This window comes from Stenotrophomonas sp. NPDC077420 (assembly GCF_044543385.1).
GTDB lineage: Bacteria > Pseudomonadota > Gammaproteobacteria > Xanthomonadales > Xanthomonadaceae > Stenotrophomonas.
Genome location: NZ_JBITVZ010000008.1, coordinates 57,026 through 79,669, shown reverse-complemented (window position 1 = coordinate 79,669; position 22,644 = coordinate 57,026). Strand labels below are relative to the sequence as shown.

Genomic DNA, 22,644 nt, shown 5'->3' with positions numbered 1-22,644 from the left:
CTTGAGCAACGATCAGGGCAAACAGGATCTGCCAGAACAGGGATTGGGCGCCATCGCCCATGCGTTCGTTTCGGCCCGCCAGCAGGGCCGGTCATTGCCGGATTTCCCGGGAAACATCCCGGATGATCTGGTCACCGCCTATCAGGTGCAGGACCAGGCCATCGCGCTGTGGGACGACCAGGTGGTGGGCTGGAAGGTGGGCTTCATTGCCGCCGAACGTCGCGACAGCTCCGGCGATGACCGCCTGCTGGGCCCGATCTTCTCGCAGCGGCTCTGGAATGCTACCGGTGGAACAGTCGACATTCCGGTCTTCGTCGGCGGCTTCGGCGCGGTCGAGGCCGAGTACGTGATCCAGCTGCTGCAGGACGCACCTGCCGACAAGCTGCACTGGACCCCGGAAGAAGCCGAAGCGCTGCCGGCCAAGCTGTTCATCGGCGTGGAAGTGGCCAGCAGCCCGCTCGCCACCATCAACAAGCTGGGCCCGCGCGTGGTGGTCTCGGACTTCGGCAACAACAACGGCCTGGTCCTGGGCCCGGAAATTCCGGGCTGGACCGCGCTTGATGATGCCGACCTGCGCGCCGAAACCCGCATCGAGGGCGAAGTGGTCGGCACCGGTGGCGCCACCCTGCTGCCGGGTGGCCTGCGCACCGCGTATGCCTTCGCCCTGGGGCGTTCTGCCCAGCGTGGGCGCCCGCTCAAGGCCGGCGACCTGATCGCCAGTGGCAATGCCACCGGTATCCATGACATTGCCGTAGGCCAACAGGCACTGATCCGTTTCGCCGGTTACGGCGACATTACCTGCAGGGCCATCGCCGCCGGATAACCGGGCGGCCATGGCGAGTACGCTTGGGAGGGCGCAGATGATTACTCGCAGACGTTTCCTTGCCACCAGCGTGGGCGCGCTCAGCGTGCCCCTGTTGTCGGCCGGGTGTTCACGTTCCACCGGTGACGCGCCCGATGGCGCGCGCCTGCTGACCGCAACCGATGTGCATGTGGCCGACTACCCCACCGTGACCGCGGTGAAGTGGATCGGCCAGCAGCTGGAAGCGAAGACCGGCGGCCGCCTGCGGCTGCGCCAGTACCATTCGGGCCAGCTCGGCCGCGAATCGGAAGCGATCGACATGGCCCGCTTCGGGGTCATCGACATCACCCGCGTGTATTCCGGCGCGCTCAACAACGCCTTCCCCCTCACCCAGGCGCTGTGCCTGCCCTACGTGTTCGATTCGGTGGCGCACATGCGCCGCGCGCTCGACGGCGGCGTGGCCGATACGGTCCTGCGCGGCTTTGAAACCCGCGACCAGGTGGGGCTGGCGATCTACGATTCCGGCGCGCGCTGCTTCTACAACACCAAGCACCCGATCGTGGAACCGAAAGACCTGCACGGCCTGAAGCTGCGCGTGGCGTCCTCGGACATCTTCATCCAGCTGATGCGCCTGCTGGGCGCCAACCCGACGCCGATGTCGCTGGGCGACACCTTCTCGGGCATGGAAACGCACATGATCGACGGTGCGGAAAACAACATGCGCAGCTTCCACTCCAGCCGCCACTTCGAGGCGGCGCGCTACTGGTCGCAGAGCGACCATTCGTATGCGCCGGACGTACTGCTGATGTCGCGCCGCAGCTTCGAGTCGCTCAGCCCGGAAGACCGCCAGCTGCTGCTGCAGACCGCACGCGAATCGGTAGGGATGATGCGCCAGCAGTGGGATGCGTCGGAAAGCACCGCCCGCCAGGCGGTGGCCGACTTCGGCATCCAGTTCAACGAGGTCGACATGCCGGCCTTCCGCAAGGCCGCCGACCCGTTGCTGCAGCAGTACCTGCAGCAGCCGGAGCTGGCTGCCCTCACCCGTCGCATCCGCGACTTCGCCTGAGGCCTGCCGCGATGTCCGACCCGACTTCCGAAACTACCGTCGACCTGCGCACGCTGCCACAGCGCGCACTCGACCGCATTGCCGACGTCACCATCTACATCGCCGTACTCGCCCTGCTCGGGCTGGTGGTGGTGCAGGGCTGGCAGGTATTCGCCCGTTACGTGATCAACGATTCGCCCAGCTGGACCGAGCCGGTGACCCTGCTGCTGCTGGCCACCGCCATGAGCCTGGGCGCGGCCACCGGCGTGCACACCCGTCGCCACTTCGGCTTCTTCCTGCTGGCCGCGCACATGCCCGCCGGCGTGCGTCGCGCGGTGGATGTATTTGCCTCGCTGGTGGTGGCGGTGCTGGGCGTGGTGATCGCCTGGTGGGCCGGCGTGCTGCTGCTGGATGGCCTGGATATCAAGGCGGCTGGCGCCAACCTGCCGCAGAGCATCAACTACCTGCCGCTGTGCATTGGCGGTGCGCTGATGGCGGTGTTCGCCGTGAACCAGATGGTGCAGGCCGCGCAACCGGCCGTCGCTGAAGCAGAGGGAGACCGCTGAGTCATGGGTATTACGATTCTATTCACTGTATTCGCGGTGCTGCTGCTGCTCGGCGTGCCGGTGGCCTACGCGCTGGCCGCGGCGGCGCTTGCCACCCTGTGGTACCTGGACCTGCCGACGCTGGTGCTGGTGCAGCAGATTTCGGCCGGTACCGGTTCGGCATCGCTGATTGCGATTCCATTGTTCATCTTCGCCGGCGAAATCATGATGCGCGGCGGCATTTCCGAACGCCTGATCGCGCTCGCCTCGTCGCTGGTCGGGCGCCTGCGTGGCGGCCTGGGCCAGGTCTCGATCCTGTCCTCGCTGTTTTTCGGCGGTGTATCCGGCTCGGCGATTGCCGACGTATCGGCGGTCGGCGGCACGATGATTCCGCAGATGGTCAAGCGGGGCTACGACCGCGACTTCGCCGTGAACGTCAGCATCACCGCTGCATTGGTGGCGCTGCTGGTACCGCCGTCGCACAACCTGATCCTGTTCTCGGCGGCCGCCGGCGGTGGCCTGTCCATCGCCGACCTGTTCGCGGCAGGCATCATGCCGGCGCTGCTGATGACCGTGGCACTGATGGTCACCGGCTACGTGGTGGCGCGCCGTCGCGGCTACGGGGTGGAAGTGTTCCCCGGCTGGCGTGCGGTGCTGCTGCGCATGGTCTCGGCCCTGCCCGGCCTGGGGCTGGTGGCGCTGATCTTCGTGGGTATCCGCGCCGGCATCTTCACCGCCGTGGAAAGCGCGGCCATTGCCGTGGTGTATGCCCTGCTCGTGACCACCGTGCTGTACCGCCAGCTCGACTGGCGCGAGTTCCTGGGCACGGTGACCCACGCCGCGCGCAGCACCGGCGTGATCCTGTTCGTGATCGCAACGGCCGCGGTCTTCGGCTGGCTGCTGGCCTACCTGCAGGTACCGGCAGCCGCAGTGGAATTCCTGCAGTCCTTCGCGCACAGCCAGTTCATGGTGTTGTTGATGATCGTGGTGATGCTGCTGCTGCTGGGTACCTTCATGGACCTGGCGCCGATGATCCTGATCTGCACGCCGATCTTCCTGCCGGTGGCCAAGGCCTACGGGATCGACCCGATCCATTTCGGGCTCGTCCTGGTGCTGAGCGGTGGCCTGGGCCTGGTCACGCCGCCGGTGGGCTCGGTGCTGTTCATCGGCACGGCGATCGGCAAGATCAGCGTGGGCGAAAGCATGCGGTCGATCTGGCCGTTCTGGTTCGCGGCGCTGGCGGTGCTGTTCATCGTCACCTTCTTCCCGCAGCTGTCGCTGTGGCTTCCGGCGCTGCTGCGCGCCTGATCGCAGGGGCCCGCCGTGCCGCGGCGGGCCCGGTTCCACATCTCGGAGACACCGCATGCGTTTGATGAGCACCCTGCTGGCCGGTCTGGCCACCGCCGGCCTGCTGTGGGCCGGCGCCGGACACGCCGCCGACACCGCCGCACCCACGTGGAAGCGTGGCATCGAGAACCAGCGCCAGGCAGACCTGGGCAACGGCACCTTCCTCAACCCGGTCTTTGCCGGCGACCGGCCGGACCCGTCAGTGCTCAAGGACGGCGACGACTACTACCTCACCCTGTCCTCGTTCGATGCCTACCCCGGCCTGCCGATCTGGCATTCGCGCGACCTGGTGAACTGGCAGCCGCTGGGCCATGCGATCACGAAGAATGTCGGTGCGATCTGGGCACCGGACATCGTCAAGCATGAAGGCCGCTACTACATCTACTTCCCGGCGCGCACCGCCGAGGCGCGCAGCAACTTCGTGGTCTGGTCGGACAACATCCGCGGGCCATGGAGCGAACCCATCGACATCGGGCTGGGCGGCTACATCGATCCTGGCCATGCCGTGGGCGAAGACGGCAAGCGCTACCTGTTCCTCAGCGGCGGCGCCTACGTGCAGCTGGCCGACGATGGCCTGAGCGTGGTGGGCACGCCGAAACACGTCTACGACGGCTGGAAGTACCCGGAAAGCTGGGACGTGGAGGCGTACGCGCAGGAAGGTCCGAAGATCAACTTCCACAACGGTTGGTACTACATGACCACCGCCGTGGGCGGTACCGCCGGTCCGCCGACCGGGCACATGGTGATCACCGCGCGCTCGCGTTCGATCCACGGGCCGTGGGTGAACGCGCCGAACAACCCGATCACGCGCACGAAGTCCGCCAGTGAGCCGTGGTGGTCGCGTGGCCACGCCACCGTGGTGGAAGGCACCGACGGGCGCTGGTGGATGATCTACCACGGCTACGAGAACGGCTACTGGACCCTGGGCCGCCAGGCACTGCTGGAGCCGATCGAGTGGACCGACGATGGCTGGTTCGTGGCCAAGGGCGGCGATCTCGGCCAGCCGCTGGCCAAGCCCTCGGGCGAGTCGGTGGGCCAGCACGGCATGGCGCTGTCGGACGACTTCACCGGCAAGACCCTGGGCGCGCAGTGGTCGTTCTTCAACCCGGCCCAGGACGAGTACAAGCGCCTGGGCTTCAGCGCCAACGGCCTGACCCTGCAGGGCAAGGGCGACACCCCGAAGGACAGCTCGCCACTCACCGCCATTGCCGGCGACCCGGCCTACCAGTTCGAGGTCGAAATGGACATCGCGCCCGGCGCGGTGGGCGGTGCCCTGCTCTTCTACAGCGACCGGCTCTACGTGGGCGTGGGCAGCAATGGCGAGAAGTTCATCATGCACCGCTACGGCGAGGAGCGCCCCACCCGGCTGGACCGGAGTGCCAAAGGCGGCAAGCTGTGGCTGCGGGTCACCAACAACCGGCACATCGTGACCTTCCATTCCAGCACCGATGGTAAAACCTGGCAGAAGTACCCGGTTCAGATGGAAGTCTCCGGCTACCATCACAATGTGGCCGGGAAGTTCCTCGCCCTGAAGCCGGCCCTGTACGCCGCCGGCGACGGCAAGGTGACCTTCCGCCAGTTCCGCTACCGTGCCCTCGATTGAGGGCGCCGGTAGACTCCTTCGACCCCTCTCGGTTTGAACACATGTCACTGCGCAGCAAGACCGACCCGTCGCCGCACGGGTTGACCAAGGGCAAGGCCGCCACGATCAATGACATCGCGCGGCTGTCGGGTGTATCCAAGAAAACGGTTTCGCGGATCATCAACAACTCGCCACTGGTGCGCAAGGACACCCGTGAGAAGGTGGAAACGCTGATGCGCGAGGTGGGCTACACGCCCGACCCGCTCGCGCGCGGCCTGGCCTTCCGCCGATCGTTCCTGATCGGCATGGTCTACGACAACCCCACCGCGCAGTACATCGTGGACATGCAGTACGGCGCGCTGGACGCCCTGCGTGGGTCCAGCTTCGAGCTGGTGGTGCATCCCTGCGACTCGCGCAGTCCCGGTTACATCGAAGGCGTGCGCCGTTTCGTACAGCAGCAGAAGCTGCACGGCGTGATCCTGGTGCCGCGTGCGTCGGAAGACCAGGCGCTGGTGGACATGCTGGATGAAATCGGTTGTCGCTTCACCCGCATCGCCGCGCTGCCGCTGGATGACACCTCGCAGATGGTGGTGACCCACGACCGTGACGGCGCTGCCGAAGCGGCCGATTACCTGCTGTCGCTGGGCCACCGCGACATCGCGCTGGTCACCGGCCCCAGTGCCTACCGCTCGGCGCACGAGCGTACCGCCGGCTTCATCGATGCCCTCGCCCAGCGCGGGATCGAGCTGCCGCCCGGGCGCATCGTGGAAGCCGGTTACACCTTTGAATCGGGCGTGGCCGCCGCCGAGAAGCTGCTGCTGGGCAAGCAGCGCCCGACCGCGATCTTCACCGGCAACGATGAGATGGCCGCCGGTATCTACAAGGTGGCGCTGCGCGCGGGCATCAACATTCCGCGCCAGCTGTCCATCATCGGCTACGACGACAGCCCGCTGGCCTCGCGCCTGTGGCCGTCGCTGACCTCGGTGCGCCGCCACACCCGCGACACCGGCCGCACCGCCGCGGCCATGCTGGTCCAGCCCGACGGCCAGGCCGCGCTGCAGATCGCCAGCGTGCGCCCGCACCTGATCGTGCGCGATTCGTGCCAGCCGCCGGAGGACTGACGGGGGACGGTGCGGGTCACGACCACCGGTCGTGACCTACCGGCAAGGCGGCCCACCCGGCCGAGAGCCCACGAGATGATTCCACGCGGTAGGTCACGACCGTTGGTCGTGACGTTCCAGCGATCCCGCAATGCAAAATGACACCGGTTTCCACCTCCGGCTAGAATGGATGGAAATCGCGCCGGGGCCGCCCCTGCGGCCCACCCCTGCTCTGGAGACGCCATGTACTGCAAGACCCACTACGCCACCCATCCCGACGCCATCAAGGGCGCCAGCAACGACGACCTGCGCGAGCTGTACCTGCTCGACGGCCTGTTCAATGCCGACGCGGTGACCCTGAAGTACACCCACTACGAGCGCTTCGTGCTCGGCGGTGCGGCCCCGGTGAAGGGCCCGGTGGCGCTGCCGAAGCAGACCGAACCGGCCTCGGCCGCCGGCCATGCGTTCCTGGAGCGTCGCGAACTGGGCGTGATCAACGTCGGCGCCGGCAGCGGCACCGTCACCGTCGACGGCACCGTGTACACGCTGGGCCCGAAGGATGGCCTGTACGTGGCCATGGGCAGCGAAGAGGTGGTGTTTGCCTCCGACGACGCGGCCAACCCGGCGCAGTTCTACCTGGCCTCGACCCCGGCGCACGCGCGCTTCGAGACCAAGCAGCTGTCGATCAAGGACGCGGTGGCGCTGGAGCGCGGCGCGCTGGAAACCAGCAACGAGCGCACCATCTACCAGTACATCGTGCCGGCCACCTGCCAGTCCTCCCAGCTGCTGCTGGGCCTGACCGTGCTCAAGCCGGGCAGCGTGTGGAACACCATGCCGCCGCACCTGCACGACCGCCGCAGCGAAGTCTATTTCTACTTCGACCTGGGCCAGAACGACCGCGTGTACCACTTCATGGGCGAGCCGGACGCGCAGCGCCACATCGTGATGCAGAACAATGAAGCGGTGGTGTCCCCGCCGTGGTCGATCCACATGGGTGCCGGCACCAGCAACTACGCCTTCATCTGGGCGATGGGCGGCGAAAACCTGGATTACACCGACATGCACGTGCTGGACATCTGCCAGCTCAAGTGACCCACACCGCGCCGTCGGCCACGGGCTGGCGGCGCGCGTCCCGCATTGGATAAGGACCGTAACCGCAATGGCTAATCCGTTCAGTCTGGAAGGCAAGATCGCCCTCGTCACCGGTGGCAATACCGGCCTGGGGCAGGGCATCGCCGTGGCCCTGGCAGAGGCCGGCGCCGACGTCGCCGTGGCCGGCATCGCGCCACCCACCGAAACCATCGCCCGGATCACCGCGCTGGGCCGTCGCTGCCTGGCAGTGGAAGCGAACCTCATCAGCATCGAACCGGTCGAGCGCGTGATCCGCGAAACCGTCGAGGGCCTGGGTGGGCTGGACATCCTGGTCAACAACGCCGGGCTGATCCGTCGCGCCGACGCGGTGGACTTCAGCGAGCAGGACTGGGACGACGTGATGAACGTCAACATCAAGTCCGCGTTCTTCATCTCGCAGGCGGCCGGCCGCCACTTCATCGCGCAGGGCCGCGGCAAGATCATCAACATCGCCTCGATGCTGTCCTTCCAGGGTGGCATCCGGGTGCCGTCGTACACGGCAAGCAAGAGCGGCATCGCCGGCATCACCCGCCTGCTGGCCAATGAGTGGGCCAACAAGGGCATCAACGTCAACGCGATTGCCCCGGGTTACATGGCCACCGACAACACCGCCGCGCTGCGCGCCGATGAGGACCGCAACAAGTCCATCCTCGACCGCATCCCGGCCGGCCGCTGGGGTACCCCGGAGGACCTCGCCGGTACCGCGGTGTTCCTGGCGTCGAGCGCGTCGGACTACGTCAATGGTTCGGTCATTCCCGTTGACGGTGGTTGGCTGGCTCGGTGATGCATGGGTATCGACCAACGGTCGATACCTGCCGGGATCAGATCGTCGGCCGCGAACCCGCGGCGCAAGACAGGTAGGTACCGACCGTTGGTCGGTACCCCCGCCAAACGTCCTGACGGTAGCGCCGGCCGTTGGCCGGCCCTCCTGGAGCCCGAACATGCACCGCTTCCTGCTCCCGATGCTTTTGCTGTTCGCGGCGGTCACCACACACGCGGCGCCGCACCGTGTTTTCATTGCAGGCGATTCCACCGCTGCCGAATATGGCCCCGAGCGCGCCCCGCAGGCCGGCTGGGGCCAGGCACTGCAGAGCTACCTCGACCCGGCCGCCTGGGACGTCCGCAACCACGCCAAGGGTGGCCGCAGCGCGCGCAGCTTCATCGAGGAAAAACGCCTTGACGCGATCGCGGCCGAGATCCAGCCCGGCGATGTGCTGCTGATCCAGTTCGGCCACAACGACGCCAAGTTCGAAGATCCCACCCGTTACAACGATCCGGTCACTGCCTACCCGCAGTACCTCATGCGGTACGTGCAACTGGCCCGCGACAAGCGCGCCACGCCGGTGCTCATCACGCCCGTGGCGCGGCTGCTGTACGACTTCGGTTCGCTGCTCGACACCCATGGCTTGTACACGCAGACCGTAAAGCAGCTGGCCGAGCGCGAGCAGGTGGCGCTGATCGACCTCAATGCCAGTTCCACGCGCTGGATCCGCGCGCTGGGCGAGCAGGGCGCCAAGCCGTACTTCCTGTTCGTGCCCGAGCAGGACAAGGCCGACGGCACCCACTTCAGCGTGGCCGGTGCCACCGCCGTGGCCTGCCTGGTGATGCGCGACTGGGTAGCGCTGAAGCCGGACCTCAAGCCCGCGTTGAAGCGGGATATCGATTGCGACGTGAGCCGATCCGCAGGGCAGGGCGCTGATCCGGCCAAGCCGTCGCGGGTGGTGCACGAACGCGATATCGCCATCACCCAGCCCGGTCCGCATGGCGGTGCAGGACCGACCACGGCGTATCCATTCTTCGCCGACGACAAGGACCTGCCGTTCGTGCTGCGCAAGCGCGTGCTGCACAAGGGCGCGGGGATTGGCCTGCACCCGCAGCACAAGGACGAGATCTATTACATCGTCAGCGGGCAGGGCAGCTACGTGCTGGATGGGAAGCAGTACGACGTGGCGGCCGGCGACGCGCTGCTGACCCGGGTGGGCAGCCTGCACGCGCTGCAGCAGCGCGGGGAGCAGGATCTGGTCGTGCTGCTGGCGTATCCGCGGTGAAGGCGCAGCTGGGCAGGGCCCGGCTCTACTAACGCTAACCTTCAAAAGCGCCCCTATCTTTTGAAGTTTAATCGACTAAACTTCAAAAGTATTCAATGATTTTGAAGGATGGTGCATTAAACTTCAAAAGAATAAAGTGCATTTGAAGTTTAGGCCTTCGGAGGATTCCGTGCGACGGGAAGACATAGCGGTGCCGCTCCGCCAATACCTGGTGCCGGTGGAAGGCCGCCCGAATCTGGTGGCCATGACCGCTCCGCCCACGCCGCGCAGGCTGCCCCCAGGCCAGTCAGGCAACCGACAGTTGTTCGCCGACGCCAACGCAGGCCTGGCCCGGCTGGAACAAGCCATGCGGCAGTGGCCGACCCCTGATCTGGTCACCCGCACCCTGGCCCGACGCGAAGCCGTGCAGAGTTCCCAGATCGAAGGGACACAGACCGATCTGGACCAGTTGCTGGTGTACGAAGCCACCCTTGGCCTCGACGGCCTGCCCGCCGACGTCGTTGTCACCGAGCGCTACGTGCAGGCGCTGCAGGACGGATTGGAAGCGGTCAGAGAGAGGGGTAGATCCGCCATCGACCTTGCACTCGTCAACCACCTGCACTCGGTTCTTATGCAGGACACGCCGGAGGACTTCCCGAAGGGCCGCTACAGGCAGCAACAGGCGGTCATCGGACCCTTGGGAGGACGCCCTGAAGACGCGCGCTTCGTTCCTTCGCCGCCGGATCGGATCGACGAGGCGATGCAGGAACTGGAACAGCAGATGCTGCAGTACCAGGCGGCGGAAGACGAACAGTTCGAACTGAACATCCTTGCGCAGCTCGCCATCGCGCACGCCCAGTTCGAAACCATCCATCCGTACAAGGATGGCAATGGACGCACCGGTCGGCTGCTGATGCCCCTGATACTGGCGGCAGAAGGGTATCCACCGCTCTACCTGTCCGGCGCATTGCTCCGAGGCAAGGACACCTACTACGACGCGCTCAACCAGGTGCAGATCAAAGGCAACTGGGTACCGTGGATGGACATGGTCTCCCGGGCCGTAGTGGAGTCAGCGAACGATGCGATCGCCATCGCCGAGGACATGCAGCGCCTTGTGGCGGAGTGGTCGGTGAAGGTCAGCCGCTATCGCGGCGACTCCGTTGCGCGTCGACTTCCGGCGCTGCTGGTGGGCCATCCGGTGGTCACCGCATCACAGGTTGCTTCGCTGCTGGAGGTGTCTGACCGGTCAGCGCTCACCGGGATCTATGCGCTCGAGGAAGCCGGAATCCTGTCGAAGGGCAATGAGAAGAAGTGGGGCAGGACTTACCACGCCCACGCCGTCCTCAAACGGCTTAACCAGCTACCGGTGCGCGTGGCCCAGCGACCGCGGTGAACGCAGCCGGGCAGGGCCCGGCGCTACGATCACACGTCCCCGCCTTCCGCCCAGCCTTCGCCGGTGCCCTTCTGGAACACGCGGTCGCCTTCCTGCACATCACCGGCCGGCAGGTGCTCCTGTGATTCCAGCGCGGCGTAGATCGGGGTGAAGTCCGGCGCGGTCGCCTCCATCAGCTGCTCGTAGCTGTCGATGACGAAGTAGGTCTTCTGGAAGGTGTCGATCCGGTAGCGGGTGCGCATGATGCGTTCCAGGTCGAACCCGATCCGGTTCGGCGCAGCCGATTCCAGCGAGTACAGCGATTCGCCCTTGGACGACACGATACCGGCGCCGTAGATGCGCAGCCCTTCGGGCGTGTTGATCAGGCCGAACTCCACCGTGTACCAGTACAGGCGGGTGAGGTGCTGCAGCGCTTCCGGCCCGATCGCATGCGCCTTGACGCCGCCGCGGCCGTAGGCGGCCATGTAATCGGCGAACACCGGGTTCATCAGCAGCGGCACGTGCCCGAACAGGTCGTGGAACATGTCCGGTTCGGCGATGTAGTCGATCTGGTCCGGGCGGCGGATCCACCAGGTGACCGGGAAGCGGCGGTTGGCCAGGTGGTCGAAGAAATCCAGTTCCGGCAGCAGGCCTTCCACGCCAACCAGGGTCCAGCCGGTGGCGGCGCCCAGCACTTCGTTGAGCTGGTCGAAGCGCGGAATCATGTGCGCGTTCATGCCCATCTCGTCCTGCGCCTGCAGGAACTCGCGGCTGGCGCGGCCGACCAGCAGTTCGCGCTGGCGCTGGTACAGCGTGCTCCAGGTGGCGTGGTCGTCGGCGGTGTAGCTGTCCCACGGCTGTTCCACCACGGCGGTGGTATAGACCGGCACGTAGCCCTTGTCGGTCTGCTGGTGTTCGACGCGGCGGGGGGCGGTGGCGGTTTCCATCGGGGCAGGCTCCTGGGAGGTCATCGACAGAGGGTAGGGCAGGGCGCGCGCAAGAGGATTGCAAAGTTGCATGAATATGCCGGACTGGCGCAATATTGTTGCGTCCATTCAATGTTGCGGAGCAGCAATGTCCGGAGATGCCCAGTTCGACCGCACGGATCTGCGACTGCTGGCGGAGATCCAGCAGCACGGGCGCGCCACCAACGCCGAGTTGGCCGCGCGGGTGAACCTCTCGCCGTCGGCGTGCCTGCGGCGGGTGCAGCGGCTGGAAAGCGAAGGCGTCATCGCCGGATACGGCGCGCGGCTGGAACCGCGCCGGATCGGCCTGGGCCTGCAGGCGTTCGTGCGCGTACAACTCGAGAAGCATGACCAGCACGCCATCGGCGTGTTCGCCGACAGCGTGGTGGAGTGGGACGAAGTGGTGGCCTGCCATGCGCTGACCGGCGACATGGACTACCTGCTGCACATCTACGTGCGCGACCTGGAGCACTTCTCCAGCTTCCTGCTGGACAAGCTGCTCAATGCCGCCGGCGTGGCCGACGTGAATTCCAGCTTCGTGCTGCGCACGGTGAAGGACTTCAGGGCGCTGCCCTTGTCCCAGCTGGAATGACGCAACGTGCCACCGCAACGGTAGAGCCGACTGTCAGTCGGCTGCCTTTTGCGGAGACACCAACGCCCGTGCGCAGAGCAGCCGACTGACAGTCGGCTCTACCGCGGGCGGCGCCCAGCGATGACGCGGGTTACCCCTCGCACTTTTCCTTGCGGCCCATCAGCTTGCCCACGCGTGAGGGTGCTTCGCACTTCGGCTTCGGCGGCGGCGCCAGTGCGGCCGCGCGCGCCTTCTGCAGCTGCTGGATCTTCGCGCGGATCTGCGGCATTGCCGCCATCGCGGCCTTTTCGCCCTCCAGGATCGCGTAACCGCGCTGGCTGAAATCGGCCGCGCCGATGTCCAGCACCTTGGGGCGGGTGATGATGTCCGCGCGCGCCAGTTCCTGCTCGCCCAGGCGCTGCCCCATGATCGAGATCGACTGATTGACGATGCCCAGCATGCCGGTCGGCGACTTGCCGCTGGCCTTGCTGGAGATATCCACGGCGATGACGAAGTCCGCGCCGAGCTGGCGCGCCGCATCCACCGGCACCGGGCTGACCACGCCGCCATCCACGAACAGGTTGCTGCCGATCTTCACCGGCTCGAACACGCCCGGGATGCTGCTGGACGCGCGCACGGCCTGGCCCACGTTGCCGCGCACGAACACGGCACGGTCGCCGGTATCGAGGTTGGTGGCCACCGCGGCGAAGGGCTTCTTGAGCTTCTCGGCCGGGCGGTTGTTGACCTGGGCGTTGACGTAGTCCTGCAGCTTCTGGCCCTGCACCAGGCCGCCGGAGAACAGGCGCACGTCGCGGATGCTGGTTTCATCCAGCGCCACGGCCTTGGTCTGCATCTGGAACGCATCCATGCCGCTGGCGTACAGCGCGCCGACCACGCTGCCGGCGCTGGTGCCGGACACCACGACCGGCTCGAAGCCATTGGCTTCCAGCATCTTGATCACGCCGATATGCGCGAAGCCCTTGGCCGCGCCGCCGCCGAGCGCGATGCCGATCTTCACCGGCTTGGCCGGCACCACCGTGGTGGCCACCGGCGGCGGGGTCGGGCGAACGGCTTCACCGCCGCAGCCAGCCAGCAGGCCGAGCAGGGCAACGGACAGCGCGAGACGGGTGCGGCGGAAGGCGGTCATGGGCGTGGCGAAATGTGAATGGGCGATAGCATACCGGTAGTGCCGGCCCATGGCCGGCAGTGTGCATTGCGTGGTTATGCAGGGTTGCCGGTCGCTCGCCGCGCCTGGCGGAGGTGCCAGACACACAGGTAGAGCGCCAGAAGAACGCCGGGCAGGACAAACAGCGCCGCAACGAAATGGGTTCCCAGCAGTATCGGCAGTGTCACTGCGGTGCCCCCCACCGGCCATGCCCAGTGCACCGGTCGGTCCTGGATCCACGCGAGGCTCATCCAGGCCAGGGCGAGCCAGGACAACGTGCTGAGCAGGATGAGCAGCATCACCCCCAGTTCCGGCAGGTCCAAGGGCGCCAGCCATTCGCCCGATAACAGGCCCGCCAGCGCGACCGACCCAAAGATCACCACGTGGTAAAGCAAGCCCGGGAGACAAAGAACCCAGGCCATCACCGTCATCCAGACCCGCCACCCGCTTACGGACACGGCGTCGTCGTCCTTGGGCTTCCCTCTGGTGTCCTCTGACAGCATTGCAGCATCCGCATGGCGCCAGCAGGCTCTGGCTGAAGACGTTCATCCTGCCATATCGGGGGAGATCCACGACGCGATGCCCGGGGCCATGCCTTCACATCTGGGGGCGCGGATCTTGGTAATGAAAGATCCGTATTTGCGACGCAGTTGTTGTACTGCAACAATTGTCTGGTAGCGCCGGTCCACCACCCCTCCCAACACAGCCTAATCGCCATGTTCCCGAACCGCACTGCCCACGGCCGTCTTCCGTCCGTGCACCCCCTCGTTGTCGCTCTTGCCGCCCTGCTGCCATTGACGGCCGCAGCCCAGGACGCTCCCGCCACCAAGGATCCGGTCGCACTCGACACCCTGCAGGTCACCGCACAGCGCCGTGTGGAAAACGCCAAGGACGTGCCGGTGTCGATCTCGGCCATCCAGGGCGAAAAGCTCGACGTGCTCGGTTCGGCCGGCGACGACATCCGCTTCCTGTCGGCGCGCGTGCCCAGCCTGAACATCGAATCGTCCTACGGCCGTGCCTTCCCGCGCTTCTACATCCGCGGCCTGGGCAATACCGACTTCGATCTGAATGCCTCGCAGCCGGTGTCGCTGGTGTATGACGACGTGGTGCAGGAAAGCCCGCTGCTGAAGGGCTTCCCGCTGTTCGACCTGGCTGGCGTGGAAGTGCTGCGCGGCCCGCAGGGCACGCTGTTCGGGCGCAACACGCCAGCCGGCGTCGTGAAGTTCGATTCGGCCCGTCCGTCGCAGGATGCCGATGGTTACGTGAAGGTGTCCTATGGCACCTACGACACCTGGAACACCCAGGCCGCCTACGGTGGCCCGCTGACCGACCGCTGGTCCGCACGTGTGTCGGGCCTGTACCAGCGCCGCGACAACTACGTCGACAACACCCGCGCCAATGCACCGGCCGAAGGCTTCGAAGGCTATGACGAGTTCGCCGGCCGCGTGCAGTTCCTGTACGAAGGCGACGAATTCGAAGCGCTGTTCAACCTGCACAAGCGCAAGCTCAACGGCACCGCGCGCCTGTTCCGCGCCAACATCATCCAGCCAGGCAGCAATGCGCTGGTAGAAAACTTCGACCGCGACAAGGTCTCCAACGACGGCGAGAACTTCTCCGAACTGGAAACCTGGGGCGGCAGCGCACGCCTGCAGTGGAACCTGGGCAGCGTGACCCTGCACTCGATCACCGGCTATGAAACCGCCGAATCGCTCAACCACGGCGACATCGACGGCGGCTACGGCGCCAGCTTCCTCGGTGCGGGCAATTACGGCCCGGGCTTCATTCCGTTCCCGTCCGAATCGGCCGATGGCCTGCCGCACCACCGCCAGTGGACCCAGGAATTCCGCGTGGAATCCAACGAGTGGGGCCGCTTCGACTGGCAGGCGGGGGTGTTCTACTTCGATGAAGACGTCACCATCGACAGCTTCAACTACGACTCGCTGACCCCGGGCAACCCGCAGACCGGCCACGCGGTGCAGAGCCAGCGCAACAAGGCATGGGCGGCGTTCGCTTCCGGCGACTTCGACGTCACCGACAAGTTCAAGCTGCGCGGCGGCGTGCGTTACACGCAGGACGAGAAGGACTTCACCGCCAGCGTGCTGCAGGCGGTGCCGGGCGGCACCCCGGTGAGCGGTCCGTACCTCGCCAACACCGATGTCGACGATGTCAGCTGGGACCTGAGCGGTGTCTACCAGATCAGCGACAACGTCAACACCTACGCCCGCGTGGCCAAGGGCTTCCGCGCGCCGTCCATCCAGGGCCGCCTGGCCTTTGGTGGCGTCTCGCAGGCCGATTCGGAGAAGGTGATTTCGTATGAAGTGGGCGTCAAGGCCGACCTGTTCGACCGCCGCGCGCGCCTGGGCTTCAACATCTTCCGCTACAACGTTGACGGCCAGCAGCTGATCGCGGTGGGCGGCAGCAACAACACCGCCACCCTGCTCAATGCCGACAAGACCATCGGCCAGGGCGCCGAGCTGGACTTCGAGGCCTACCTGACCGACCACGTGCTGCTGACCCTGGGCAGCAGCTACAACGACACCGAGATCAAGGACCGCGACCTGGCGGTGGCGATCTGCGGTGGCGGCTGCACCATCACCGACCCGACCACGGTGATCAACGGCGGCACCTACGCGCTGGTCAACGGCAACCCGCTGCCGCAGGCGCCGAAGTGGATCCACAACCTGACCCTGCGTGCCGGGTTCCCGATCACCGATGCCAGCGAGTTGTACGTGTACACCGACTGGGCCTACCGCAGCCCGGTGAACTTCTTCCTGTACGAGTCGCCGGAATTCCGCAGCCGCTCGTCGCTGGAAGGCGGCCTGCGCCTGGGCTACAACTGGGACTACGGCCAGTACGACGTGGCCGTGTTCGGTCGCAACCTGACCAACCAGACCCGCGTGGTGGGTGCGATCGACTTCAACAACCTGACCGGCTTCCTCAACGAGCCGCGCACGTTCGGCGTGGAGTTCACCGCGAAGTTCTGATCGGGTTGCGCAGCATGTAAACCGAAACGGCGCGGAGCAATCCGCGCCGTTTTTTCTTCGGTCGATCACAAACCGGTAACGCCGACGGTAACGCCACGCCGACGGTCACGCCGACGGCAGTGCCGACGGTAGTGCCGACTGTTAGTCGGCAGCTCTCCGTTCCGACGTCATGAACATCGGACAGGCGGCTTCGGCATGCTCCAAACGTCGGTATCAAATCCCGGGTCACGACCTCCGCGGCTCCGGATGCTCTGCCGCGCTGCGCGCGGTCGCCGACTAACAGTCGGCGCTACGAATTGCTGGCGAACGTCCGTAGATCGGGATACGTCGCGAATTGCTGGCGAACGTCCGTAGATCGGGATACGTCGCGAATTGCTGGCGAACGTCCGTAGATCGGGATACGTCACGAATGCTGGCGAACGTCCGTGGATCGGGATACGTCGCGAATTGCCGGCGAACGCTGGTAGATCTGGATGCGCCGGGACGCATCCGCAGGTTACAGGGCGCTCTGGGGCCTTACCTTCAACACCGCCTCTTCGGCGACGCAGTCGCGGCTGGGACGTGCGCCCGCGTTCCGGGCCGCTGCAATTTCCTTTCGCGCCGCCAGCAGGTCGCGGTTGAAGTCGGCGTTGTCATGCAACCTCGCCACGGCAGCCGCGCCCATGAACCGCCCCTCCAGAATGTCGCTCTGCCAGTGCACATTGCACACCAGGCGGCTCTCGCCGTAGTTGCGGCCGCGCGCCTGGATGGCATCGGCGCGCTCAGGCACGATCTCCGACAGGATCAACGCCCAGGCCCAGCCGATCGAGGTGTGCCCGGACGGGTACGAACCATTCTTCCGCAGCCCGTCCTCATCCTCCGGCGTGCACGTCGGTTCGCCATTGACCATGAACGGGCGCGCACGCTGGTACTGGTGCTTGGCCGCGCGGGTAGCCGCGCTCGCATCAATGCGGCTGCGCTCGAGCAGGCGGTACAGCGCCGGCGTCTTCTGCGCATCCACATCCAACCCGATCGCGCAGGCGAACTGGTTGGCGCCTTCCGGAAAGCCGAGTTCGGCATCACGGTGCGCCTGCGCGAAGCGCGGGGTGCCGCGCAGGGCGCGCGCCTCCCGGCTGACCTGCTCGTCCAGCGCGAACCCGGCCGACCCCGCCACCGGCGGCGAGGGCACCAGCGCCAGGCTGCCCGGCACCGCGTCGGGCGCCAGGTAGCCCACGGCCTTGGTCATCACAGACGCCTCGACCGGGGTGGTCGGCGCGGCCACGCGGGTACAGCCGGCCAGGGCCGTCAGCAGGGCAGCAGTGGCCAGCAGGGGGCGCAGGAAGGAGGCGGAAGCGGCAGCGTGCATCGGTGGGTCCCAAAAGCGTGAGCCCGCATGATCGCAGCTTCCCGCGCCCCTGCCAGCCGCCGCAGGTCATGCCGCCAGACCCGGCATGACGCACTGCAGCGCCGTTCTGGGAGTCGTTTCAAATGATAGGAATCCTCTACTGGTTCACGGAAACCGATCCGCAGGCGTCATAGCTTCTGTCGCCAATCAGGGGGATTACCGGCACGGCGGGGCGATGCTCCGCGGACCATAGGGAGACACAGGATGCAGAGCAATGCAGTGGGGAGGGCCAGCGGCCTGGCCCTGGGAGTCATGCTGGCCTGTAGCAGCGCACAGGCGGCCGACGTGGTGGGCGTGGCCTTCGTGCACGGCACCGGCAAACAAACCGACGCCCGTACCGATTACTGGCAGCCGGGCATTATCGACAGCGTGCGGCAGGGTCTGCCGAACAGCGCCAACTACACCGTCATCAACTGCGATTTCCAGCAGTACATGTGGACACCCGAGGCCGCCGGCTGCCTGGCCGGTCAGCTCACCACCTTCATCAATACCCGGGGCATTACCCGGCTGGTGGTGATCACCCATTCCAACGGCGGCAACGTGATGCGTTGGATCCTGTCCAATCCCACCCAGGACAGCCGCTACCCGAAGATCATCCAGACCATCAGCAAGGTCACGGCACTGGCACCCTCGTCGGCCGGCACGCCGCTGGCGGATGCGGCGCTCAACGGCAACGTGTTCGAGTCGTCGGTGGGGTGGTTGCTGGGCTACGGCAACGACGCGGTACGCATGCAGCAGGTTGGCTGGATGGCCACCTACAACGCGCAGAACCTGTACGGCACTGCCGGACGCCCGGCGTTGCCCACGCCATTCCGTGTGATGGTGGGCACCGACGTGGAGTCGGCGGTATGGGACAGCAACAGCTACTGCGGCGGCTACGCGCAGAGCGTCGGCCTGGAGTTGACCCAGAACTGGCTCGGCAGCTGTTCGGACGGATTCCTGGACTGCAGCAGCCAGAGCGCCGCCGGCAGCGTGCTGTTCACCGACAAGGCGCGCACCCTCGGCGCCGAACCGCTCAACCACAACCAGAGCCGCCGCGAGTGCTTCGGCCTGGGCGCGATCCTGCGCAACGACCTGACCCTGTGAGGAACTCGCCATGACATCGAACACGACGATTGCCGTGGCCGTCGCCGCGGCCCTGTTCGCGCTGCCCCTGCAGGCCGCGCAGACCCTGCAGCCCGCGCGCGGCACCGACCAGGTGGCCCCGCGCGTGGAGACCGCGCCGTTGCCCGACAGGACGATCGAGCGAGCGCCGCTGCGCTTTGCGTGGGCGCTGGACCCGGGCCAGTCGTTGCACACCCCGGCCCCGTTCACCGCGGTGAGCCGCAGCTACTGGGACACCGTCGACGCGGCCACCCTGCAGCGCGGGCTGGAGCTGCCGCTGACCGCACCCGACGCAGTGATCCAGGTCAGCCCGTCACACGGCGCGCGGCCGCTTGGCGCGGGGCAGCTGCAGGTACGCGACCCGGCCGGCGTGCTGGCAGTGGACAAGGTGGTGGATGCGCAGCAGCTGCGTGCGGCCGGCATGACGGTGGGCGAAGGGACCGCGATGGCCCGCACCGGCGCGAGCGCGGCGGTGGGCACCTACCGCCTGCAGGCGCCGCAGGCGCAGGGCCGCTATGTGGTGCAGGTGCTGGAACCGGACAGCCCGATCGCGCTCCAGCTGCAGGCCGACCGCCAGCAGGTGCTGGCCGGCGGCCGCGTCGCGCTCACCGCGCGGCTGCAGAACGACGGCGGCCGTGCGGCGCTGGCCGCAGGGCGCCCTGTGGCACGCGCGCTGCCTGCCGCCGGCGAAGCGCTGCTGGTGGCGCCGGACGGGCGCAGCTGGCCGGTGCCGCTGGTGGCGGGCAAGGACGGCCTGCGCGCGCAGGTCAGCATTCCCGAGGACGTCGGCCAGGCGCAGGGGCTGTGGGAACTGCAGGCCTTCGTGACCGCGCAGGGCGTGCAGCGCGATGGCAAGGTGGCCTTCGCGGTGGCCCGCCCGACCGCGCGCTTCAGCGGCCAGGTCGAGGTCGATGCGGCGCAGCGCCAGGTGCGGCTGCCAGTGCAGATCGGCGCACCGGGCCGTTACGAGGCACGCGGCACGCTGTATGCCACCGGCCCGGGCGGCGCCCTGCGCCCGGTGGCGCAGGCGCACAGCGCGGCGTGGTTCGATGCGGCCGGTGCAGGCGAACTGCTGCTGGCGTTCGACACGGTGGCCTTACCGGGTGGCTACAGCGCCCCGTTCGAACTGCGTGACCTGCAGTTGCAGGACCAGGGCCGGATGGCCCCGATCGAAAGCCGCGCCGTCGCGGTGCGGTTCTAGACGTAACCGGGGGGGCGGCAACGCTGGCCCCCCGGCCGTCGAGCCACGCCCTGCGTGGCTTCGTGGTCCCGTACGCAGGCAGCTACGCAGGGCGTGGCGCTGCGCCGGACGTCAGCCTGCAAAGGCGGTCAGGCGTCCGTCATGCTCGATGACCTGGATCGGCCCGCCGAAGACGTCTGACAGTGGCCCATCCCGCAGCAGCTCCGCGCGCGTGCCATCGGCCGCGATCCGGCCACCGCGCAGCAACACCACGCGTTCGATCTCCGGAATCACCTCTTCGATGTGGTGGGTTACCAACACCAGGGTGATGCCCTGCGCGGCCAGCGTGCGCATGGTGGCGATCAGATGCTGGCGCGCCACCAGGTCCAACCCGGTGGACGGCTCATCCAGCAGCAGCGCCTGCGGCCGGTTGACCAGCGCCCGGGCGATGAGCACGCGCCGGGTTTCACCGGCGGAAAGTTCGGCATAGCCCCGCTGCAGCAGCGGCAGCGCACCGGTCAGCGCCAGCGTTTCACGCACGCGCGCCCGCATGTCGTCGGTGACTTCGCGGAAGGCCGGCACCACGAAGCTGGCAAAGAAGCCCGACAGCACCGCCTCCTCCACGGTCAGCCCCGGCATGTCGGCCAGGTTGCTGCTCAGGTCGCCGGTGACGATGCCCAGCTGCGAGCGCAGCCGATCCACCTGCCAGCGGTTCTGCCCGAGCACGCGTACGGCCACGGTACCGTCGGCATGTGCCAGCGGGTACAGCTCGCGGGTGATGAGCTTGATGAAAGACGACTTGCCGCAGCCGTTGGGGCCCAGCAGGGCGGTGTGCTGGCCCTGGGCGATGCGCAGGCTCAAATCGTGCAGCACGCGGACCTGGCCGCGGATGACGCAGGCGCGGTCGAGTTCGATCAGGGGGGCGGCGCCGGCAGCGGCCGGCGGAGGGGTTGCAACGGTCATGAATGCGGGGGCAATGCTCACGAAGGGGGAAAACAACTGAATGACTGCGCAAAAATGGCATCAGACGGATGAAGTTTGCAACGTCTGGCCCCATGATGGACCTACCTGTACACCCGTTTCCCTGCTGGCCGTTGCGGCCCGGAGTCCTGCGATGCTCGATACCCTCCTCAACTTCCTGACCGGCGGTGTCGTCGGCCTCGGCTGGTGGGGCATGGGCCTGGTGCTGCTGGTGTTCACCCAGCTCACCATCTTTGCCGTCACGCTGTACCTGCATCGCAGCCAGGCCCACCGCGGCGTGGACTTCCACCCGGTCATCGCGCACTTCTTCCGGTTCTGGACCTGGCTCACCACGTCCATGATCACCAAGGAGTGGGTGGCCATCCACCGCAAGCACCATGCCAAGGTGGAGACCGACGAAGACCCGCACAGCCCGGTCACCAAGGGCATCGGTACGGTGTTCTGGCGCGGCGTGGAGCTGTACCGCGAAGCCCGCGGCATGCGCGCGGACATCGAGCAGTACGGCCGTGGCGCCCCGGAAGACTGGATCGAGCGCCACCTGTACACCCCGCACGCCAACCTGGGCCCGGTCGCCCTGTTCGCGTTGAACCTGGTGCTGTTCGGGCTGCCCGGCGTGGCCCTGTGGGCGATCCAGATGGCGTGGATCCCGTTCTGGGCCGCCGGTGTGGTCAACGGCCTGGGCCACTGGTGGGGCTACCGCAACTTCGAATCGGCCGACACCTCCACCAACCTCACCCCGTGGGCGTTCTGGATCGGCGGTGAAGAACTGCACAACAACCATCACGCCTTCCCAAGTTCGGCACGCTTCTCGATGCGCCGCTGGGAATTCGATATCGGCTGGGCGGCCATCCGTGGCCTGCAGGCCGTGGGCCTGGCCAAGGTGCTGCGCGTGGCGCCGAGCATGGACGTACGCCCGAACATTGCCGTGCCCGATGCTGAAACGCTCAAGGCGCTGCTGTCGCACCGCTTCCAGGCCATGACCGACTACCAGCGCAATGTGTTCGTACCGGCCCTGCGCGAGGAAGCGGCGATGGCCGGTGCCAAGCTGCGCCAGCTGCTGCCGCGCCGCATGCGCCGTGGGCTGGTCAACGATGGCCGCTGGCTGAAGCCGGACTGCCGCGCCGAACTCAGCACCTGGGTCGAGCAGCGTCCGCGCATCCGCGTATTGGTCGAACACCGCGCGCGCCTGGCGGCCCTGCTCGAAGCCCGCGGCAACGACGCCGCCGAGCGCCTGAAGCTGCTGCAGGCCTGGTGCCACGAAGCCGAGGCCAGCGGCATCGCCGCGCTGCAGAATTACGCCGCGCGCCTGAAGGGCTATGCGCTGACGGCGCACTGACCGGTGCGCCTGTTCCCGCGTCC

Annotated in this window: 20 protein-coding genes; 15 read left to right on the top strand and 5 right to left on the bottom strand. The window is 67.0% G+C overall.

Annotated features, from left to right (window positions below; genetic code table 11):
* The first annotated feature begins 1 nt into the window (after window position 1).
* From ACIGII_RS09880 to ACIGII_RS09835, 10 genes are all read left to right on the top strand, one after another.
* Entirely contained in the window at window positions 2–823 is an 822-nt protein-coding gene (locus ACIGII_RS09880) for a 2-keto-4-pentenoate hydratase (RefSeq protein WP_399637252.1), read from the top strand.
* Window positions 824–860: 37 nt separating this feature from the next.
* Window positions 861–1,868 (top strand): TRAP transporter substrate-binding protein, encoded by a 1,008-nt coding sequence (locus tag ACIGII_RS09875; RefSeq protein WP_399637249.1) that lies wholly within the window; start codon window positions 861–863, stop codon window positions 1,866–1,868.
* An 11-nt stretch (window positions 1,869–1,879) separates the two neighbouring features.
* Window positions 1,880–2,413, top strand: coding sequence for a TRAP transporter small permease (locus ACIGII_RS09870; protein ID WP_399637248.1), 534 nt, complete (start codon window positions 1,880–1,882; stop codon window positions 2,411–2,413).
* A gap of 3 nt (window positions 2,414–2,416) precedes the next feature.
* A complete protein-coding gene (locus tag ACIGII_RS09865; RefSeq protein WP_399637246.1) occupies window positions 2,417–3,700 on the top strand; it encodes a TRAP transporter large permease in 1,284 nt (427 codons plus the stop codon).
* 55 nt (window positions 3,701–3,755) lie between these two features.
* Entirely contained in the window at window positions 3,756–5,342 is a 1,587-nt protein-coding gene (locus tag ACIGII_RS09860) for a family 43 glycosylhydrolase (protein WP_399637243.1), read from the top strand.
* A gap of 41 nt (window positions 5,343–5,383) precedes the next feature.
* Window positions 5,384–6,442: a LacI family DNA-binding transcriptional regulator gene (locus ACIGII_RS09855; RefSeq protein ID WP_093535383.1), complete on the top strand. Its 1,059-nt coding sequence runs from the start codon at window positions 5,384–5,386 to the stop codon at window positions 6,440–6,442.
* 222 nt (window positions 6,443–6,664) lie between these two features.
* Complete coding sequence (gene kduI / locus ACIGII_RS09850) at window positions 6,665–7,513, top strand: 5-dehydro-4-deoxy-D-glucuronate isomerase (RefSeq protein WP_399637240.1); 849 nt, start codon at window positions 6,665–6,667, stop codon at window positions 7,511–7,513.
* Between the two features lie 67 nt (window positions 7,514–7,580).
* Window positions 7,581–8,336, top strand: a complete 756-nt coding sequence (gene kduD / locus ACIGII_RS09845) for a 2-dehydro-3-deoxy-D-gluconate 5-dehydrogenase KduD (protein WP_399637237.1) — start codon at window positions 7,581–7,583, stop codon at window positions 8,334–8,336.
* 157 nt (window positions 8,337–8,493) lie between these two features.
* On the top strand, window positions 8,494–9,600 hold the full coding sequence (locus ACIGII_RS09840; protein WP_399637234.1) for a GDSL-type esterase/lipase family protein: 1,107 nt from the start codon (window positions 8,494–8,496) through the stop codon (window positions 9,598–9,600).
* Between the two features lie 169 nt (window positions 9,601–9,769).
* A complete protein-coding gene (locus ACIGII_RS09835; protein ID WP_399637231.1) occupies window positions 9,770–10,972 on the top strand; it encodes a Fic family protein in 1,203 nt (400 codons plus the stop codon).
* 29 nt (window positions 10,973–11,001) lie between these two features.
* On the opposite strand, the gene phhA is transcribed toward ACIGII_RS09835, so the two are convergent.
* On the bottom strand, window positions 11,002–11,898 hold the full coding sequence (phhA, locus tag ACIGII_RS09830) for a phenylalanine 4-monooxygenase (protein ID WP_399637229.1): 897 nt from the start codon (window positions 11,896–11,898) through the stop codon (window positions 11,002–11,004).
* 127 nt (window positions 11,899–12,025) lie between these two features.
* Here phhA and ACIGII_RS09825 point away from each other — a divergent pair, with 127 nt between their 5' ends.
* The gene (locus ACIGII_RS09825) at window positions 12,026–12,508 is read left to right on the top strand and encodes an Lrp/AsnC family transcriptional regulator (RefSeq protein ID WP_017355505.1); all 483 of its coding nucleotides are present in this window, start codon (window positions 12,026–12,028) and stop codon (window positions 12,506–12,508) included.
* 130 nt (window positions 12,509–12,638) lie between these two features.
* On the opposite strand, the gene ACIGII_RS09820 is transcribed toward ACIGII_RS09825, so the two are convergent.
* On the bottom strand, window positions 12,639–13,634 hold the full coding sequence (locus tag ACIGII_RS09820) for a patatin-like phospholipase family protein (protein WP_399637226.1): 996 nt from the start codon (window positions 13,632–13,634) through the stop codon (window positions 12,639–12,641).
* A 74-nt stretch (window positions 13,635–13,708) separates the two neighbouring features.
* Complete coding sequence (locus ACIGII_RS09815) at window positions 13,709–14,155, bottom strand: hypothetical protein (protein WP_399637223.1); 447 nt, start codon at window positions 14,153–14,155, stop codon at window positions 13,709–13,711.
* Window positions 14,156–14,368: 213 nt separating this feature from the next.
* Here ACIGII_RS09815 and ACIGII_RS09810 point away from each other — a divergent pair, with 213 nt between their 5' ends.
* Entirely contained in the window at window positions 14,369–16,636 is a 2,268-nt protein-coding gene (locus ACIGII_RS09810; protein WP_399637220.1) for a TonB-dependent receptor, read from the top strand.
* A gap of 496 nt (window positions 16,637–17,132) precedes the next feature.
* Here the strand turns inward: ACIGII_RS09810 and ACIGII_RS09805 are convergent, their stop codons facing one another.
* Window positions 17,133–17,981, bottom strand: coding sequence for a phosphatase PAP2 family protein (locus ACIGII_RS09805; RefSeq protein ID WP_399637218.1), 849 nt, complete (start codon window positions 17,979–17,981; stop codon window positions 17,133–17,135).
* A gap of 243 nt (window positions 17,982–18,224) precedes the next feature.
* On the opposite strand from ACIGII_RS09805, the gene ACIGII_RS09800 reads away from it, so the two are divergent.
* Together ACIGII_RS09800 and ACIGII_RS09795 are read left to right on the top strand one after the other, a co-directional pair.
* Window positions 18,225–19,106, top strand: a complete 882-nt coding sequence (locus ACIGII_RS09800; RefSeq protein WP_399637215.1) for a hypothetical protein — start codon at window positions 18,225–18,227, stop codon at window positions 19,104–19,106.
* 10 nt (window positions 19,107–19,116) lie between these two features.
* The gene (locus tag ACIGII_RS09795) at window positions 19,117–20,325 is read left to right on the top strand and encodes a DUF4785 domain-containing protein (protein WP_399637212.1); all 1,209 of its coding nucleotides are present in this window, start codon (window positions 19,117–19,119) and stop codon (window positions 20,323–20,325) included.
* A gap of 111 nt (window positions 20,326–20,436) precedes the next feature.
* Here the strand turns inward: ACIGII_RS09795 and ACIGII_RS09790 are convergent, their stop codons facing one another.
* Window positions 20,437–21,267 carry an ABC transporter ATP-binding protein gene (locus tag ACIGII_RS09790; protein ID WP_399637210.1) on the bottom strand — a complete coding sequence of 277 codons (831 nt, stop codon included), beginning with the start codon at window positions 21,265–21,267 and terminating at the stop codon, window positions 20,437–20,439.
* 151 nt (window positions 21,268–21,418) lie between these two features.
* Between ACIGII_RS09790 and ACIGII_RS09785 the strand changes: the two genes are divergently transcribed.
* Window positions 21,419–22,621 (top strand): acyl-CoA desaturase, encoded by a 1,203-nt coding sequence (locus ACIGII_RS09785; RefSeq protein WP_399637208.1) that lies wholly within the window; start codon window positions 21,419–21,421, stop codon window positions 22,619–22,621.
* Window positions 22,622–22,644: the final 23 nt, after the last annotated feature.